We start from the raw sequence: 15855 nt of genomic DNA, 5'->3' as shown, positions 1-15855 counted from the left end.
TGAAGCTGTTTGCTATGAGAAAATCTTTTAAAATCAATTTGTTAGGATTTATTTTGTCGTGGAGTGGCTTTTCTCTTGCGGTAGACGGGCAAGAAAGTAGGGGCGGTGAGGTAATTGAGCAGGTGTTGGTTACTCATCAACACCAAGCCTATCGCGGCAATATTCCCCGTGCCGAGTTGCCGCAAGCAATTCAAGTTATCGAAAAATCGACCTTTCAGGATCTGGCGCTTACGCGTTTTCAGGATGTACTGGATTTCTCTGCCAGCATCGCGCGTCAGAACGATGGTGGCGGTTTATGGGATAGTTTTTCGCTGCGCGGATTTCCCGGCAATGAAAATATGCCCTCCAGCTATTTGATTAATGGGTTTAATGGCGGGCGCGGTTTTAGTGGCCACCGCGATGTTTCCAATATCGAACAAATTGAAATTCTAAAAGGCCCCGGCTCAGCACTTTACGGTCGCTCCGAGCCCGGCGGCACCATCAATATCGTCACACGCAAACCGCAATTCACGAGTGAGGGTTATGTAAAAGTAACCCGCGGTAGTTTTGAGCAGCAGCGTGTAGAAGGCGATTACACACAAGCTATTAGTGATCAGCTCGCACTGCGGGTCAATGGTGCCGTGCAAGATTATGGTAGTTTCCGCGATTACGTGACGAGCGATAAACAGGTCATCACACCTTCATTGCTTTATAAGCTGAACGACGACGCATCGCTTCTGTATGAGTTTGAATATTTAAAGCAGGAGCAATTATTTGATCGCGGTTATGTGGTGTTGAATAACGATTTTAAAACGGTGCCACGCAGCCGTTATTTGGGTGAGCCGGGTGATGGCCCGACGACGATTGAATCCACAGGGCATCAGTTAACCTATCAACAACAATTGTCGAGCGATTGGTCATTTAACACTGGTGTGGGTTATCGCGAATCCGAGTTAAATGGTTTCTCGTCGGATGCAGAATTAGCCGCAGGCCGACAATCACTCTACGACGATGGTGTCACGCTCACGCGGCAGCGTCGCTATCGCGATTATTATTCAAAAGACACAACCCTACGCGCTGAATTCAGCGGTGAGCTTTCGCTGGCGGGGATGACACATAATTTATTAATCGGCGCCGATGCTTATGATTACGAATTATTTACATTGCTCGGACGCTATCGTGGTGCCAAAGGCAGTTACGCAATCAATATCAATGACCCCGTGTATGGAGTAGCGGTTGCGGGAACACCGGCAACCCTTTATGCCAATTTGGAACACCAGCAGGCAACTGGTGTTTATCTGCAAGATCAAATTGAATTAACCGATCGCTGGCGCGCGCTTGTGGGGGGGCGAGTGGATACTTATGATCAGGAAATTCATGAGCAATTAAAAAATGTTGTGTCGCACGCGGATGATACCCAGGTGTCGCCACGCATTGGTGTGGTGTTTGTGGTGAATCCCGCCATGACGATTTATTCGAGTTATTCCGAAGGTTTTGTGCCGCTCAGCGGCACTAATTATGCTGGCAATGCTTTTAAGCCGGAATTGAGTGAATCGATTGAAGTCGGTACCAAAATAAATCTTGCGGACTGGGCGTTAACCATCGCACTTTTTGATGCAGAAAAAACCAATATGCTCACCACTGATCCCGTGAATGCCGGCTTCTCTGCAACCCTCGGTGCGGTAAATAGTCGCGGTATTGAAATCGATGTAAGTGGTGCACTCACTGACAGCCTTGAGGCACAAATTTCTTATACTTATTTGGATACAGGCACAGCAGTTGATTCAGTCAATATAGAGTGGGGTGTGTTAGTGCCTGCTGGTAGTCCGATCTCCAATGTGCCGGATCACAGTGTGAGCGCAATGCTTAAGCAACAGCTGCGTATTTATAATCGCGATGCCAATATTGGTGTGCGGGTGCGCTATATCAGCGAGCGTTTGGGCGATACCGTCAACCCAAATTATCAACTGCCTGCCTATACATTGATGTCGGTATTTGGTTCCTTTGCCATTACTCCGCGCTGGCAAGTGGAGGCGGTGGTAGATAATTTATTTGATGAAAATTATGTACTCAATTCCTATTCGCCGCTTTGGACGCAGCCGGGTGAGCCGCGCAGTGTGCGCGTGAGCCTTCGGTACGATTTTTAACGGACGTTGTTAACCATGCTGAATAAAACCGGGCCGCTAGCCGCGATGAATCTCTCTGTACGTATTAATAGTATCGATGCGATGCGCGGCTTGGTGATGCTAATTATGTTGTTGGATCATGTGCGTGAGCGCGTATTTTATCATCATCAAATTAGTGACCCCATGGATGTAGAAACAACGTCGCCGGTACTTTTTTTTAGCCGCTTGTTGGCGCATTTATGTGCACCAACCTTTGTGTTTTTAACAGGTTTATCGGCATGGCTTTATCAACACAAAAACGATGGCAGCCAGCGGCCAGTGCGCGAGTTTTTAATCACGCGTGGCCTGATTTTAATTGCGCTGGAATTTACGCTGGTCACATTTTCATGGATGGGCAGCTACCACACTATTTGGTTGCAGGTTATCTGGGCCATAGGCGTGAGTATGGTAGTGCTGGGGTTAATCGCCCATTGGCACAAATACGTGTTACTCGCATTAGGATTGTTAATAGTCTGTGGCCACAATGCTCTCGGGCCGATACAATTTTCTCCCGGCGAATGGGGTTATTCCCTCTGGACTATATTGCATGACCGTAACTTTTTAATCGCTGAAGGTCCAGTGCGACTCAAAGCCAGTTACCCGGTATTGCCCTGGATTGGTGTAATTATTCTTGGCTATTTGGCGGGGCCACTCTACGCCCATATTTTTTCCAGCAGCCAACGTGCTACGAAGTTAATCGGCTTGGGTGGTGTGTGTCTGGCGGCATTTATGTTACTTCGCGTCACCAATTGTTATGGAGAAACCTTGCCTTGGCAGGTGATGCAAAACCCGCTGCAAACGGTAATGTCATTTTTAAACCTCACCAAATATCCACCCTCGCTGGATTTTTTATTATTGACCTTGGGTGTGATGTTTTTTCTGCTGCGCTGGTTAGAAGCAGGGCGAATGAAAAAAATCAGTAATCTTCTCGCTCACTATGGCGCAGCGCCCATGTTCTTTTACCTGTTACACCTATACGTGTTATTGGTTATTTATGAGGTGTGCGTATTGCTGTACGGAAAAAATCACGGCGGTTATTTTGGCGTAGCGCATATGGGGTGGGTGTGGCTAATTGCAGTGGTGCTCGCGGTGCTTTTATATTGGCCAACTAAACAATTTGCGTTGCTCAAGCGTAAAAGCAGTTGGCGCTGGGTTAAGTATTTTTAGTGTTTCAATCGCTAGTCACATTGACTGCATTGTAAGCATCAATTATATGCTGCACATCTACATTCGGTCGCAGTTGCATACGTTGATAATGGGCGATGGTTTTCTGCAAATACTGATGGACAATAGTGATTTGTTCGGTGTCAGCGCAATGCCACAGCTGATCGCCGACAGGGTTCACGGGACAACATAGTGCTTTTCTGTGTGGATTTCTGGTGACTAATAAAATCTCGTAAAACCGCTGGTTCTCTTCTATTAATACTTCGCGTTGTAAATCAAAACCATGGTTTATCAATTGCTGCCTAAGCGTGAAGTTATGGTGTACTGGGCAGAGTAAAAAATCTATTGCAAGTGTCGGGTGACGCTTGCAGATTGCCTCGATGAAGTCAGTCATTAAATCACCGCCCACTCCCGCAATAATCACTAACTGCTTACCAACGACGTGATCTAATGGCAGCAATGCCACATCCAAGCAGTGAATATGCCACCGGGAATTTGTACTTTTATTCGCGGTTAAGGCATCGGCGGGAAAAAACCGTTGCAATTTATTTTTCAGCTCGTGCATTAACTCAGGCACTATATCGACGAAATGGATATGTGCTGCTGCCTGACGTGATAGCAGTGCGGCGCCCAACAAACCATGGTCGCAGCAGCAGTCCCATATGTGGGTGTAGCCTGCGCCCACCAAGGACTCAATTTGTGTTAATCGCTTGCCTAATCGCACTTATTGGTTTCCCGGTATGAGTTGCCATCTATGGCTTACTAATATTTTCATATGTTATTTTATTGTACTGCACGGTTATTGCACTATAACAATTATGCTTAGTTAACGACTGGAGGGAGCTTATGCAAGATACACAGATAAATGAACTTATACATGTTCTTAAAACTCGATTTGAGAAAAATACTCGTCGCCATGTGGGGATTGATTGGGCGGCGGTGGCGGCGAAATTAGTGGTAAACGTGGAAAAATTGTCTGTGCTTTTTGAAATGGAGCGCACGGGTGGTGAGCCAGATGTTATTGGCTGTGATAATGCGACGGGCGAATTTATTTTTTGCGATTGCTCAATAGAAAGCCCCACTGGGCGGCGCAGTATTTGTTATGACCGTAAAGCACTTGAATCGCGCAAACAGCACAAGCCTGATGGCAGCGCGGTTGAAATGGCGGAGTCTATGGGTATTGAGTTGCTCTCGGAACAGCAATATCGCGAGTTACAAATGCTTGGAGAATTTGATAAGAAATCTTCAAACTGGGTGAAAACCCCTGAGTCTATCCGCGAGCTTGGTGGCGCACTTTTTTGTGATCGCCGTTACAACCAGGTATTTGTCTACCATAACGGCGCTGAGTCCTATTATGCTGTCAGAGGTTTTCGTGGTTTGCTAAGGGTGTAATTGAGGGCACGGTTTTCAGGAGTTTTTTATGGTCTATTTAAGAAAGCCTGCACTTGGTGATTTGCACGAAATAAGGCTCGCTTATGCGCGTAGTTTATCTATCCATCACCCTTGGGTGTGTGCGCCGAGCGATTTTAACTCCTACCTGCAGCAGGAAGGACGTTATTTTTTGTGTAAACGTGGTACTAATGAAATTATTGGTACCTTTAATATCTCCGGTATTATTCGTGGCAACTTTCAGTCTGCCTATTTGGGATATGAAGTATTTCATCCACATCATGGTAGAGGCCATATGCGCAGCGGCTTGGCTTTATTATTGAAAGAGGCATTTGAGGTGTTGAATTTACATCGCCTGGAAGCCAATGTTCAACCGGAAAATGCTGCATCAATTGCGTTAGTTGCGAAAGCGGGGTTTGTAAAAGAGGGATTTTCTCGCAATTATTTGCGAATTGGTGGGGTTGAGTGGAAGGATCACGAGCGTTGGGCGATAGTAAATGAGGTGTGGCAACCGCGAGATTAATAATCTCCTTTATTTATATTATTTTCACGCTAAAGTTTTTTCGCATATTTCTCGGCTTCTTCCATTAATATATTCGCCTTTTTCAAGCGAAACCCTTCTTTTTCCGCTGTTGCTTTTTGAACGCGATCCAGTCTGAAACAACGCGAAGCATCTTTATCAGTATCCCATGCCAGTATGTACCAGACGGGCCAATTCAAAAATAGATAATGCGGTTCTATGCGGCGCTTGCTGTGGTTTTTCTTTTCATCGCAATATTCTATATAGAGCGATTTTTGTTCGAAGAATGCGGTGCTTATTTGTTGTGTGGTGGCGTTGCTGGAAATGGTTTGGTAACTGCTAGTGACAAAATCAGACGCTAGTTCGCCAATCAATAAACGCTCCCTGACTTTTTTAATGCGCGCTTGCTGTTCTGTAGGGAAACTGGCAAAGAGCTTATTTTTGACGCTGTTTAAGTGGGTGAGAAAAATAGGTGAGTTCAGTTTTTCCATAATGGATATTGAAAGTAGAAGGTCTATTACTTCCTGATAGTTTAATTGTAGCCGCCCAATTCCCCAGTGTTTATACAGTCGCACACCGCCACCGCGACCCGCTTCGGTTTCGATGGGATAACCACGCTGTTTGAGTAAATCCAAATCCCGCAATAGTGTGCGCCGACTGACCGTGAGTGAGAAGGCAAGATCATCCACCTTATGGCTGTCAGCTGATCGCAGTAATCCGAGCAATTGGTCGTGGCGGTCTATTTGTGAATAGCGATTATTTTTGCCCATACTGAATTCCCATTATTTGGTGCCATATTCTGTCACCTTTATTAATAACATGGGAGTTTCAGTAATCAATCTATAGGGAGGAGGTGACAAATGTACTTCACCGTGCAGAAGTTTGCGATTTGGATATTATTGCTTTGCATACAAATTACGGTCTGTTGGGCACAGGCAATTGGCGTATTTGATCGGCAACAGAAAGCATTCAATAAGGTTAGTGCGTCAAGGTTGGACGATACAGCGAAAGGTGAGGTTGATGCGCGGTGTAAATACTTTTTTTGTGGTGGGTAAACTGTGCAGCCAATGGGCTTGGGTTTCGCCCTTCATAACCAATAGGCTGCCGTGCTCGAGTATAACTGCCACAGGGTGTTTGGTTTTTTTATGTTTGAAAGAAAATTTTCGTTCAGCGCCCAAGCTGAATGAACCTATAGCCCCATTTTTCTTCAGGGCGATTTCAGCATCGCTGTGCCATGTCATACCTTCTTCGCCAGTGTGATACAGGTTGAGCAGACAGGAGTTGTATGACTCTTTACTTTCGGTTTCGGCCAGTTGTTTGAGTTCCAGTAGTTCATTGATCCAGGGCAGGGCGGTTTTAGTTGTGCCGGAATAGGTATAGCTGAAGGGGGTATCGCCATACCATGCCACTTTGCGCCTGGTGATAATTTCTTTGCCTATGATCATCGCCTTATCATTCTCCCAAGCTATTTTTTCCATGAGCGCGTGAAAATAATAATTAGCTTGTTCCTGTGTCAGGATTTTTCCGTAGTAAAAAACCTCGCCGTTGTAGGGCAATAAATTGTGCGGTTCACTATTCAGGTGTTCAAAAAGATCCATACTGCTGCTCTTCGCTTAACTATTTTTCTGTGCGGCTTCCCAGCCAATAATGGCTGATTTTCGCGTCTCTCCCCACATATATCCACCCAGCCGCCCTGTATTTTGAATCACGCGATGGCAGGGGATTAAAAATGCGATTGGGTTACTTCCAATCGCTGTACCCACCGCTCTGGTGGCGCTGGGTTTATCGATGTTTTTTGCGATAGTGCCATAAGTTACCAATGCTCCCATCGGAATCTTGAGCAAACTTTCCCATACTTTTAGTTGAAAGGGGCTGCCGGATAAGTGGAGTTTAATTTTATCCGGTTGGTGCCAATCTTTCTGAAAAAAGCTAAGTGCATCTTGTTGGAGTTTATCCGTTGTGTTCTTAAACGACGCTTTAGGAAAGCGTGCAATTAAATTATCGATAGCTTGTTGTTTATCCGTTACAAAAAACAAATGACAGATACCTTTGTGGGTAGAGGCTACTATCAGTTGCCCGAACGGACTTTCTGCAAAATGGTAATTAATTTGTAGCCCTGTGCCACCATTTTTAAATTCACCCGGTGTCATTCCCTCAAGGCTAATGAATAGATCGTGTAGCCTACTTGTGCCCGATAGCCCGGTTGCATGTGCTGTATCAAGCAGAGTGGCATCAGCGTTTCTGAGCAGGGATTTGGCGTATTCCAAGGTCAAATATTGCATGAATTTTTTGGGGCTTACACCAGCCCATTCGGTAAACAGCTTTTGAAAATGGAATGGACTTAGTTCCACTGCAGTCGCAATTTCATCCAGCGATGGCTGATCTTGTAAATGATCTTTAATAAAATTAATGGCCGCTGCAATACGGGCATAATCAATATCGTGTTGTTGCATCACAATTAAGCTCGCCAAGGGGATTTGCCGGATGGTCGCTCTTAGTATGAATAAGCATGTTGGTTAGTGCGACCCGAATCTTGCGGCGACCAATCTAATTTTTCAAAACAATAATTCACTGCATAAAAAAGCCCCGCCAACTTGCACTGGCGGGGCTTTCTTATTTGCGTTTGCTTAAACCTTAGTTTTTAGCAGCGGCAGCTTTCTTTTCTTTCTCTTTGGCAATTACTGCTTCAGCTACGTTCGCAGGGCATGCGGAGTAGTGAGAGAATTCCATAGAGAACTGACCGCGACCTGAAGTCATGGTACGCAGGGTGCTGATGTAACCAAACATTTCTGAAAGGGGTACGTCAGCCTTGATACGCACGCCAGTCACGTTGGCTTCTTGGCCAGAGATCATGCCGCGACGACGGTTCAGGTCGCCGATAACATCACCTACGTGATCTTCGGGAGCGTAAACGTCAACTTTCATGATTGGCTCAAGCAGTTGTGGACCTGCTTTTGGCATAGATTGACGGAAAGCGCCTTTTGCAGCGATTTCAAACGCAATTGCCGAGGAGTCAACGGCGTGGAACGCACCGTCGAACAGGTCAACTTCAACGTCCAATACCGGGAAGCCAGCTAATGGACCGGTGTCCATCATTGACTTGAAGCCTTTTTCGATCGCTGGGTAGAATTCTTTTGGAACGCTACCGCCAACACATGAGGTTTTGAATACAAAGCCGGTGTTTGGCTCGCCCGGCTTGATGCGGTAGTCGATCTTACCGTATTGACCAGAACCGCCTGATTGCTTCTTGTGGGTGTAGCTGTCTTCGATCTCACGGGTAATGGTTTCGCGGTAGGCAACCTGTGGTTGGCCAACGATCAGCTCAACACCGTAAGTACGCTTCAGGATGTCTACTTTAATATCCAGGTGCAATTCACCCATACCTTTCAGGATGGTTTCGCCTGAATCCTGATCCGTTTCAACGCGGAATGTAGGATCTTCTGCAACCATCTTACCGATCGCAATACCCATTTTCTCTACGCCGGCTTTGTCTTTCGGAGTAACAGAAATCGAGATTACTGGCTCAGGGAAGATCATGGGTTCAAGGGTACAAGGGTGCTTTGGATCACACAGGGTGTGACCGGTTTGTACGTTCTTCAAGCCTACTAGCGCAATAATGTCACCGGCTTGCGCGGTGGTCAGATCGGTACGCTCGTTCGCTTGCATTTCAACCATCCGGCCAACACGTTCACTTTTGCCAGTGAAAGAGTTAAGGATGGTATCGCCTTTGTTCAGTACGCCTGAGTAGATACGCACGAAAGTCAGGGCGCCGAAACGGTCGTCCATGATTTTGAACGCCAGCGCGCGGAACGGCTCATTCGCATCCACGAGGGCGAATTGACCGTTTGGATTACCTTCTTCGTCAGTCAAAGGCTGCGGGTTAACTTCTTGTGGTGCTGGCAGGTAATCAACTACCGCATCCAGTACCAGCTGCATGCCTTTGTTTTTAAAGGCTGAACCACAGAAAGTGGGGAAGAAAGCCAGGTCGCGAGTACCCTTACGGATGCAACGTTTGATGTCTTCCACCGAAGGTTGTTCACCTTCCATGTAGGCCATCAACAGGTCGTCGTCCATTTCTACCGCATTTTCAACCATTTGGTCGCGGTACATTTCTACGTCGTCAACCATATCGGCTGGTACGTCGGTAATGGTGTAGTTTTCTGGTTGGCCAGATTCATCCCATACGTAAGCTTTGCGAGTCAACAAATCTACAACACCAACGAAGGTATCTTCGCGGCCGATTGGCAACGTCATGATCAAAGGCTTGGCGCCCAGAACTTTTTTCACTTGATCGGTAACGCGCAGGAAGTCAGCGCCGATACGGTCAAGTTTGTTAACAAAAATCAGACGCGATACTTTGGCGTCGTTGGCATAGCGCCAGTTGGTTTCAGACTGAGGCTCTACGCCGCCTGAGCCACAGAATACGCCGATACCGCCATCGAGTACTTTCAATGAACGATATACTTCCACAGTGAAGTCAACGTGTCCGGGGGTATCGATAACGTTGAAGCGGTGACCCTTCCAGAAACAGCTTACCGCTGCTGACTGAATGGTAATACCGCGCTCAGCTTCCTGTTCCATAAAGTCAGTAGTGGATTCACCTTCGTGAACTTCACCAAGCTTGTGGATACGGCCAGTGAGCTTGAGGATACGCTCGGTGGTAGTGGTTTTACCGGCGTCCACGTGAGCGAAGATACCGATGTTTCTGTAAAGGGATAAGTCAGCCATAGGACTCTCTTAATGTTATGCAAGGTTAGAAAATGCAGGGTTGGAAAATAGCGGCGTAATATACAGGAAGTTATCCAAAAATGCCCAAAGAAAAAGGAGCTTAACCAGCTCCTTTTACAATTTTGAGTCAAAAATAATGGTGCGTGCGCTGTTATTACTCCATATAGCTGTCGATACTCGGGCATGAGCAAACCAAATTCCGATCCCCATACACGTTGTCGATACGGTTTACCGTTGGCCATACCTTGTGGTTTTTCAACCAGCTGGCAGGGCGGCCGGCAACTTCACGTGAGTAGGCGCGTGTCCAGTTTTCTTCCAGTACATCGTCCTGGGTATGGGGTGCATTGTGCAGGGCACTGGCTTCAGCGGCAATTTCACCGTTGATGACCTGATCGATTTCATTGCGGATAATCAGCATCGCTTCGATGAATTTATCCAATTCGATTTTGGATTCGGATTCGGTTGGTTCGATCATCAATGTGCCCGCAACCGGGAACGACATGGTTGGCGCGTGGAAACCGAAGTCCATCAAACGTTTGGCGATGTCTTCTTCGCTGATGCCGCTGGCTTCTTTTAAGGGACGCAAATCCAATAAGCATTCGTGCGCAACAAAACCGTTGGTGCCTTTGTACAAAATCGGATAAGCGGCTTCCAATTTTTTCGCTACGTAGTTTGCATTCAGCATCGCAAATTCAGTCGCCTGGCGCATACCCACAGCGCCCATCATTTTGATGTACATCCAGCTGATTGGCAGGATACTGGCGGAACCCCAAGGTGCAGCAGAAATAGTGCCGTTGTTTACATCGGTGCCCGGAACTGCTTGCACGGGATGCGCCGCGAGGAAGGGCTCCAAATGTTTGCCAACGCCGATGGGCCCCATGCCCGGGCCGCCGCCGCCATGTGGAATACAGAAAGTTTTGTGCAAATTCAAATGCGACACATCGCCACCGAATTTACCGGGTGCGGCAACGCCGACGAGTGCGTTCATGTTGGCGCCGTCGATATAGACCTGGCCGCCTACTGCATGAACCATATCGCACAATTGCGTAATGCCTTCTTCAAATACACCGTGCGTGGATGGGTAAGTCACCATGATGCAGGCGATTTGATTATTGTAAGTGGCGATTTTCTCTGCGAGGTCAGCAAGATCGACGTTGCCTTTGTTATCACAGGCAACTACGACTACTTTGTAACTCACCATTTGTGCTGATGCGGGATTGGTGCCGTGGGCAGACGCGGGAATCAAACAAATATCGCGCTGGGTTTCACCTTTGCTTTCAAAATATTTTTTGATCGCAACAAGGCCGGCGTACTCGCCTTGTGAGCCAGCGTTAGGTTGCAAGCTGATGGCATCGTAGCCGGTGCAGGCTTTGAGCATCTCTTGTAACTCTTCGAATAATTCTTTGTAGCCTTCGGCTTGGTCAACCGGCGCAAAGGGATGCAACTTGCCAAATTCCGGCCAGGTGACGGGAATCATCTCGGCAGTTGCATTTAATTTCATGGTGCAAGAGCCGAGTGGAATCATCGCGTTATTGAGCGCGATGTCTCTTGATTCCAGGCGCTTTAAATAGCGCAGCATTTCGGTTTCGCTGTGATAGGTATTGAATATCGGATGGGACAATACCGCATCGCTACGCAACAAATCGGCCGGGATCGCGTTGTTGGCGGTGATATTTTTTCCGGCAAGCACTTGCTCATCAAATGACGTCAGTTCAATTCCGGTTACGCCAAATACAGCAAGCAATGCCTCCAGATCAGCAGCAGACGTTGTTTCATTCAGGCTGATGCCCAATGAATCGCTGCCCACCAAACGCAAATTAATTTCGGCGTTTAATGCGGCTTGATAAATCGCTTTTTGATTGTCGCCAACATTGACGGTAATAGTGTCGAAGAACTGGTTGTTGGTAATGCCGAAACCTTTGGCTTTTAATGCAGCTGCAGCAATCGCGGTCAAGCGGTGAATGCGGTTGGCGATACGTTTCAGGCCGTCGGGGCCGTGGTAAATCGCGTAGAACACGCTCATCACCGCGAGCAATACCTGCGAGGTACAAATATTGGAGTTGGCTTTTTCGCGACGGATATGTTGCTCGCGGGTTTGCATCGCCATACGCAGTGCTTGTTTGCCGCGCGCGTCAATTGACACACCAATAATGCGGCCGGGAGCGGAGCGTTTGTAAGCATCGCGGAAAGCGAAGAAGCCGGCGTGCGGGCCGCCAAAACCCATAGGCACACCGAAGCGTTGGCTGGTGCCGACCACCACATCGGCGCCCATAGCGCCGGGAGATTTGAGTAGCATCAACGCCATTAAGTCCGATGCAACTGTTACCAGTGCATTGTTGTTATGGGCGGTTTCAATTAGCGCGGTTAAATCGCGTACCTGACCGCTAGAGCCTGGGTAAGAGAGCAGGGCGCCGAAGTAGTCGCCATTGATAAGTTCATCGGCCTTGGCGACAAAAACTTCAAAACCGAAATGTTCGGCGCGGGTTTTCACCACAGCGATGGTTTGCGGGTGAGTATCTGCATCCACAAAAAACACGTCGGATTTACTTTTCTTGTTTTGACGCTTACACATCGCCATGGCTTCAGCGGCGGCGGTACCTTCATCCAATACCGAAGCGTTGGCCATTTCCATCCCGGTCAGGTCGATGATCATTTGCTGGTAGTTGAGCAATGCCTCCAAACGGCCTTGGGCGATTTCGGGTTGGTAGGGCGTGTAAGCCGTGTACCAACCCGGGTTTTCCAATACGTTGCGCAGAACCACCAGTGGCACGTGGGTGTCGTGGTAGCCCATGCCGATGTAGTTTTTGAAGATCTTGTTCTTACTGGCGATGGCTTTGAGTTGGGCCAGTGCATTGGCTTCGCTGACCGCATCGCCCAGATTGAGTTCGTTTTTCAGGCGGATATTGTCCGGCACCGTTTTGTCGATCAGCTCCTTGACTGAGCTGACGCCCAGGGTTGCCAGCATAGCGGCAGTTTGTTGGGCATCCGGGCCGATATGACGCTGTACAAACTCGTCGTGATTGGCCAAAGCGGATAGCGGAGCTGAACGAAAATCAACTGACATAGAAACTCTCTGTGTAAGGAAATCAATAATAAAGGCGGGAGAGGGTTGCGGCCGAGGGGGGCTGCTTACCAGGAGTTGCCTGTAAAAAAAGGGCCCCTGCTTAAAAAGGCCGCAATGGTATCAATTTGGGGCTTGGCGGGCAATCTAACCTGCCGCGCTTTGCACCAGAAGCCAGCACTTATACGTAAAAAAGCCGACCTTGGAGCAGTCGGCTGGAGGGGAATGGGTGGTCGAGCAGATGCGTTTGGCGGGAGATAAAAAACCGCCATCAATAATTCGCGAGTGGTGCTGAATCCAACTGGTAGATTCTGATCCAGTCGTATTGAGTCACCATGGGGTAGGTGTTGTGCTTTTTGTTGCCGCCAAATACATCCTGAATCTCATCGTTGGGGATCCAGAAGTTCATCATGAGTGATGTCAGGTTATCGGGAATCGGTGTTGGCTTTTTCTGCCCGGGCGCACATTCGGGTTTGCAGTCCAGCTGGCTCTGATCGAGTGTTTTGACCAGTTTGCCGTCTACATACCATTTGATAAAAGTGGGTGCCCACTCGATGGCAAATACCCGCCAGTCATCAACCGGGCCTACTTCAATTTTATCTTCCCATGCACCCCATTCGCGGGTAGCAACCCAATTGGGGGTATCCAAACCATAAATCAAATTGGCTTGGAACTTGTCAGGGCGGCCGCCTTCCAGCTCCACATCAATCTCCTCCCACTCGCGCGGTGAACCGCTATTGGTATAGGTGAACAAAGAAGAGATATAACCGCTGGCAGCGCTACGAGCAGGGGCTTTCATACGTGTTTCAAAACGCCCGTATTTGATGGTTTTAGTGGGTGCGGTACGCAATTCGCCGCAGGAATACTCATAGGGTCGCTTTTCCTGTTGATGATCCTCTGACCAGCTGGCGGGTACTTTTTCCTGGTTGACGATTAAATGCAGTAAGCCCTTTTCTACTTGCGCACCTTGTGGCGTAAAACGGCACGCCGACTCATGACCCACCGCGCCGTCGCCTACTCGCCATAGCATGTTATCCAGACGATCAAAACGCTCATCGACTTTCAGGGTGTAACCTGGATATTCGCCGGTGTAACCGGGGTAGGCGATTAACGCATTCTCACTCTGTGCGTGATAGCTCGCTAGTAATACCAAACCAGCTGGCAGTATTGGGAGGTGTTTGGTGGTTAGGGTTTTTATCATAAATTCCTCTGGTCTCTTTATTGTCCCGACAGCAGTAACTACCCACCTATAGTTGCACAGCATAAGGTGAAATGTGTGCCAGTTTGAGGCGGCTTTTAAACATGGGATAGGTGCAGAAAAATGGAACGCCAGCTGACAAGTCGGCGCGGCGCTTTAGCTGCTAAGCTCCATAGAGAGCACACAAAAGTCAAAACAATAAAGGAGTCGGTATGAATAACGCCAAAGCGCATCAACTCATTTTTTTGGGGGCGGCTCAGGAAGTCACCGGCTCCTGTCATTTGTTGGAAACGGCCGGCAAACGCTACCTGCTTGATTGTGGAATTCTGCAAGGAGAGGGCAGCGAAGAGCAGGCATTCAGCTTTGATCCGGCAGCTATTGATGCAGTAATTTTGTCCCATGTGCATTTGGATCATAGTGGCCGCTTGCCGCGATTAGTGCGCGGTGGCTTTCGCGGCAGTATTCACTGCACCGAGGGCACCGCACGCTTATTGCCCATCTTGCTAAAAGATGCCCTGAGTTTATATCTGCGCGATCTGGATTACGAAAACCTGCGCCGTGAACGTGCCGGCAAGGAATTGCTGCGGCCGGAATATGATGATTTGGATGTGGAGCGTGCCCTCGCTCTCTGTGAACCCTCCACCTATGGTGTGCTTCAGGCAATCGGGGCTGACGTGAATCTGGTGTTTCACGATGCAGGACATATCCTTGGTTCCGCGATTGTTGAGTTGCATTTGGGGGCGGGAGAAAGCACTAAAACACTGGTTTTTTCCGGCGATTTGGGTAATCCCGACACCTCCTTAATGCCTGAGCCCACGCAACTGCGTCATGCCGACGTAGTGTTGATGGAGGGCACTTATGGCGACCGTAACCATCGCTCATTTGATGACACTATCGCTGAATTTGAGGAGGTGCTGGCGGCAGCTTCGGCAGATAACGGCAATATTTTGATTCCTGCATTTGCTATCGGCCGCACCCAGGAACTGCTATTCCAGTTAGGGGTGATGTATCACCAAGGGAAGTTGCAGGGTTGGCGGGTTTATCTGGATAGCCCCATGGGCGGCGCGGTGACTGAGGTCTATGAGCAGATGCGCCATGACTGGCACGCCAAAGATCGCGCCGTGATGAGTGAGTATCGCAGCCGCACATTGAGTGAGTTTCTGCCTTGTCTGACTATTACTGCCAGTGTGGAGGAATCCATGGCGCTCAATCATGTCAAAGCGGGGGCGATCATTATTGCGGGCAGCGGAATGTGTACCGGCGGGCGTATTCGCCATCACTTCAAACATCGCCTCTGGCAGAAAAACACTCATCTAGTGTTTGTGGGCTTCCAAGCCCAAGGCACATTGGGGCGCATTCTGGTAAATGGGGTGAAGAAGATAAAACTCTTTGGCCAGGAGATTATGGTGCGCGCCAAAGTTCACACCTTGGGCGGTTTTTCCGCCCATGCCGGGCAGCAGCAATTGCTGGATTGGGCCGTCGGTTTTGTGGATAGCCCGCGCTTTTATTTAGTACACGGCGAGCCGGATGCTCTGCAAGCTTTGGCCAAAGCCCTGTGGAGTCAGCATCAAATTGAAGCGGTAGTTGCTACTCGTGGTGCGGGGGTGCATTTTTGAGATCGGTGTTAGGCAATTCTGGTGTTGCTTGCGTG

Annotated in this window: 12 protein-coding genes; 5 read left to right on the top strand and 7 right to left on the bottom strand. The window is 48.4% G+C overall.

Annotated elements, in window-relative coordinates:
- Positions 1–14: 14 nt before the first annotated feature.
- Complete coding sequence (locus D0B88_RS16220) at positions 15–2126, top strand: TonB-dependent siderophore receptor (RefSeq protein ID WP_225318415.1); 2112 nt, start codon at positions 15–17, stop codon at positions 2124–2126.
- 15 nt (positions 2127–2141) lie between these two features.
- Positions 2142–3311 carry a DUF1624 domain-containing protein gene (locus D0B88_RS16215; protein ID WP_151058444.1) on the top strand — a complete coding sequence of 390 codons (1170 nt, stop codon included), beginning with the start codon at positions 2142–2144 and terminating at the stop codon, positions 3309–3311.
- Positions 3312–3315: 4 nt separating this feature from the next.
- Here D0B88_RS16215 and D0B88_RS16210 read toward each other — a convergent pair whose 3' ends face one another.
- Positions 3316–4032 (bottom strand): tRNA (adenine(22)-N(1))-methyltransferase TrmK, encoded by a 717-nt coding sequence (locus D0B88_RS16210; RefSeq protein ID WP_151058442.1) that lies wholly within the window; start codon positions 4030–4032, stop codon positions 3316–3318.
- A 122-nt stretch (positions 4033–4154) separates the two neighbouring features.
- Here D0B88_RS16210 and D0B88_RS16205 point away from each other — a divergent pair, with 122 nt between their 5' ends.
- Positions 4155–4700: a DUF4256 domain-containing protein gene (locus D0B88_RS16205; protein ID WP_151058440.1), complete on the top strand. Its 546-nt coding sequence runs from the start codon at positions 4155–4157 to the stop codon at positions 4698–4700.
- Positions 4701–4728: 28 nt separating this feature from the next.
- Complete coding sequence (locus D0B88_RS16200; RefSeq protein ID WP_151058438.1) at positions 4729–5220, top strand: GNAT family N-acetyltransferase; 492 nt, start codon at positions 4729–4731, stop codon at positions 5218–5220.
- Positions 5221–5249: 29 nt separating this feature from the next.
- Here D0B88_RS16200 and D0B88_RS16195 read toward each other — a convergent pair whose 3' ends face one another.
- The 6 genes from D0B88_RS16195 to D0B88_RS16170 all read right to left on the bottom strand — a co-directional run bounded on the left by D0B88_RS16195 (position 5250) and on the right by D0B88_RS16170 (position 14207).
- Positions 5250–5987 (bottom strand): YafY family protein, encoded by a 738-nt coding sequence (locus tag D0B88_RS16195; protein WP_151058436.1) that lies wholly within the window; start codon positions 5985–5987, stop codon positions 5250–5252.
- A 216-nt stretch (positions 5988–6203) separates the two neighbouring features.
- Positions 6204–6815, bottom strand: coding sequence for an alpha-ketoglutarate-dependent dioxygenase AlkB (locus D0B88_RS16190; protein ID WP_151058434.1), 612 nt, complete (start codon positions 6813–6815; stop codon positions 6204–6206).
- A gap of 15 nt (positions 6816–6830) precedes the next feature.
- Positions 6831–7688: a methylated-DNA--[protein]-cysteine S-methyltransferase gene (locus tag D0B88_RS16185; RefSeq protein WP_225318414.1), complete on the bottom strand. Its 858-nt coding sequence runs from the start codon at positions 7686–7688 to the stop codon at positions 6831–6833.
- 163 nt (positions 7689–7851) lie between these two features.
- Complete coding sequence (fusA, locus tag D0B88_RS16180) at positions 7852–9945, bottom strand: elongation factor G (RefSeq protein ID WP_040392698.1); 2094 nt, start codon at positions 9943–9945, stop codon at positions 7852–7854.
- 154 nt (positions 9946–10099) lie between these two features.
- Positions 10100–13009 carry an aminomethyl-transferring glycine dehydrogenase gene (gene gcvP, locus D0B88_RS16175; protein ID WP_151058432.1) on the bottom strand — a complete coding sequence of 970 codons (2910 nt, stop codon included), beginning with the start codon at positions 13007–13009 and terminating at the stop codon, positions 10100–10102.
- A 268-nt stretch (positions 13010–13277) separates the two neighbouring features.
- Positions 13278–14207, bottom strand: coding sequence for a family 16 glycosylhydrolase (locus D0B88_RS16170; protein WP_007643669.1), 930 nt, complete (start codon positions 14205–14207; stop codon positions 13278–13280).
- A 209-nt stretch (positions 14208–14416) separates the two neighbouring features.
- Here D0B88_RS16170 and D0B88_RS16165 point away from each other — a divergent pair, with 209 nt between their 5' ends.
- Complete coding sequence (locus D0B88_RS16165) at positions 14417–15820, top strand: MBL fold metallo-hydrolase RNA specificity domain-containing protein (RefSeq protein ID WP_151058430.1); 1404 nt, start codon at positions 14417–14419, stop codon at positions 15818–15820.
- Positions 15821–15855 lie beyond the last annotated feature (35 nt).

It is taken from the genome of Cellvibrio sp. KY-YJ-3, assembly GCF_008806955.1.
GTDB lineage: Bacteria > Pseudomonadota > Gammaproteobacteria > Pseudomonadales > Cellvibrionaceae > Cellvibrio.
The sequence above is the reverse complement of the archived record's forward strand: the minus strand, read 5'-3'. Positions and strand labels throughout refer to the sequence as shown.

Excerpts from the sequence above, each read along its gene's own strand:
- fusA (WP_040392698.1), bottom strand. The coding sequence starts at position 9,945 with ATGGCTGACTTATCCCTTTACAGAAACATCGGTATCTTCGCTCACGTG.
- D0B88_RS16195 (WP_151058436.1), bottom strand. The coding sequence starts at position 5,987 with ATGGGCAAAAATAATCGCTATTCACAAATAGACCGCCACGACCAATTG.
- D0B88_RS16190 (WP_151058434.1), bottom strand. The coding sequence starts at position 6,815 with ATGGATCTTTTTGAACACCTGAATAGTGAACCGCACAATTTATTGCCC.
- D0B88_RS16220 (WP_225318415.1), top strand. The coding sequence starts at position 15 with ATGAGAAAATCTTTTAAAATCAATTTGTTAGGATTTATTTTGTCGTGG.
- D0B88_RS16200 (WP_151058438.1), top strand. The coding sequence starts at position 4,729 with ATGGTCTATTTAAGAAAGCCTGCACTTGGTGATTTGCACGAAATAAGG.
- gcvP (WP_151058432.1), bottom strand. The coding sequence starts at position 13,009 with ATGTCAGTTGATTTTCGTTCAGCTCCGCTATCCGCTTTGGCCAATCAC.
- D0B88_RS16165 (WP_151058430.1), top strand. The coding sequence starts at position 14,417 with ATGAATAACGCCAAAGCGCATCAACTCATTTTTTTGGGGGCGGCTCAG.
- D0B88_RS16205 (WP_151058440.1), top strand. The coding sequence starts at position 4,155 with ATGCAAGATACACAGATAAATGAACTTATACATGTTCTTAAAACTCGA.
- D0B88_RS16215 (WP_151058444.1), top strand. The coding sequence starts at position 2,142 with ATGCTGAATAAAACCGGGCCGCTAGCCGCGATGAATCTCTCTGTACGT.
- D0B88_RS16170 (WP_007643669.1), bottom strand. The coding sequence starts at position 14,207 with ATGATAAAAACCCTAACCACCAAACACCTCCCAATACTGCCAGCTGGT.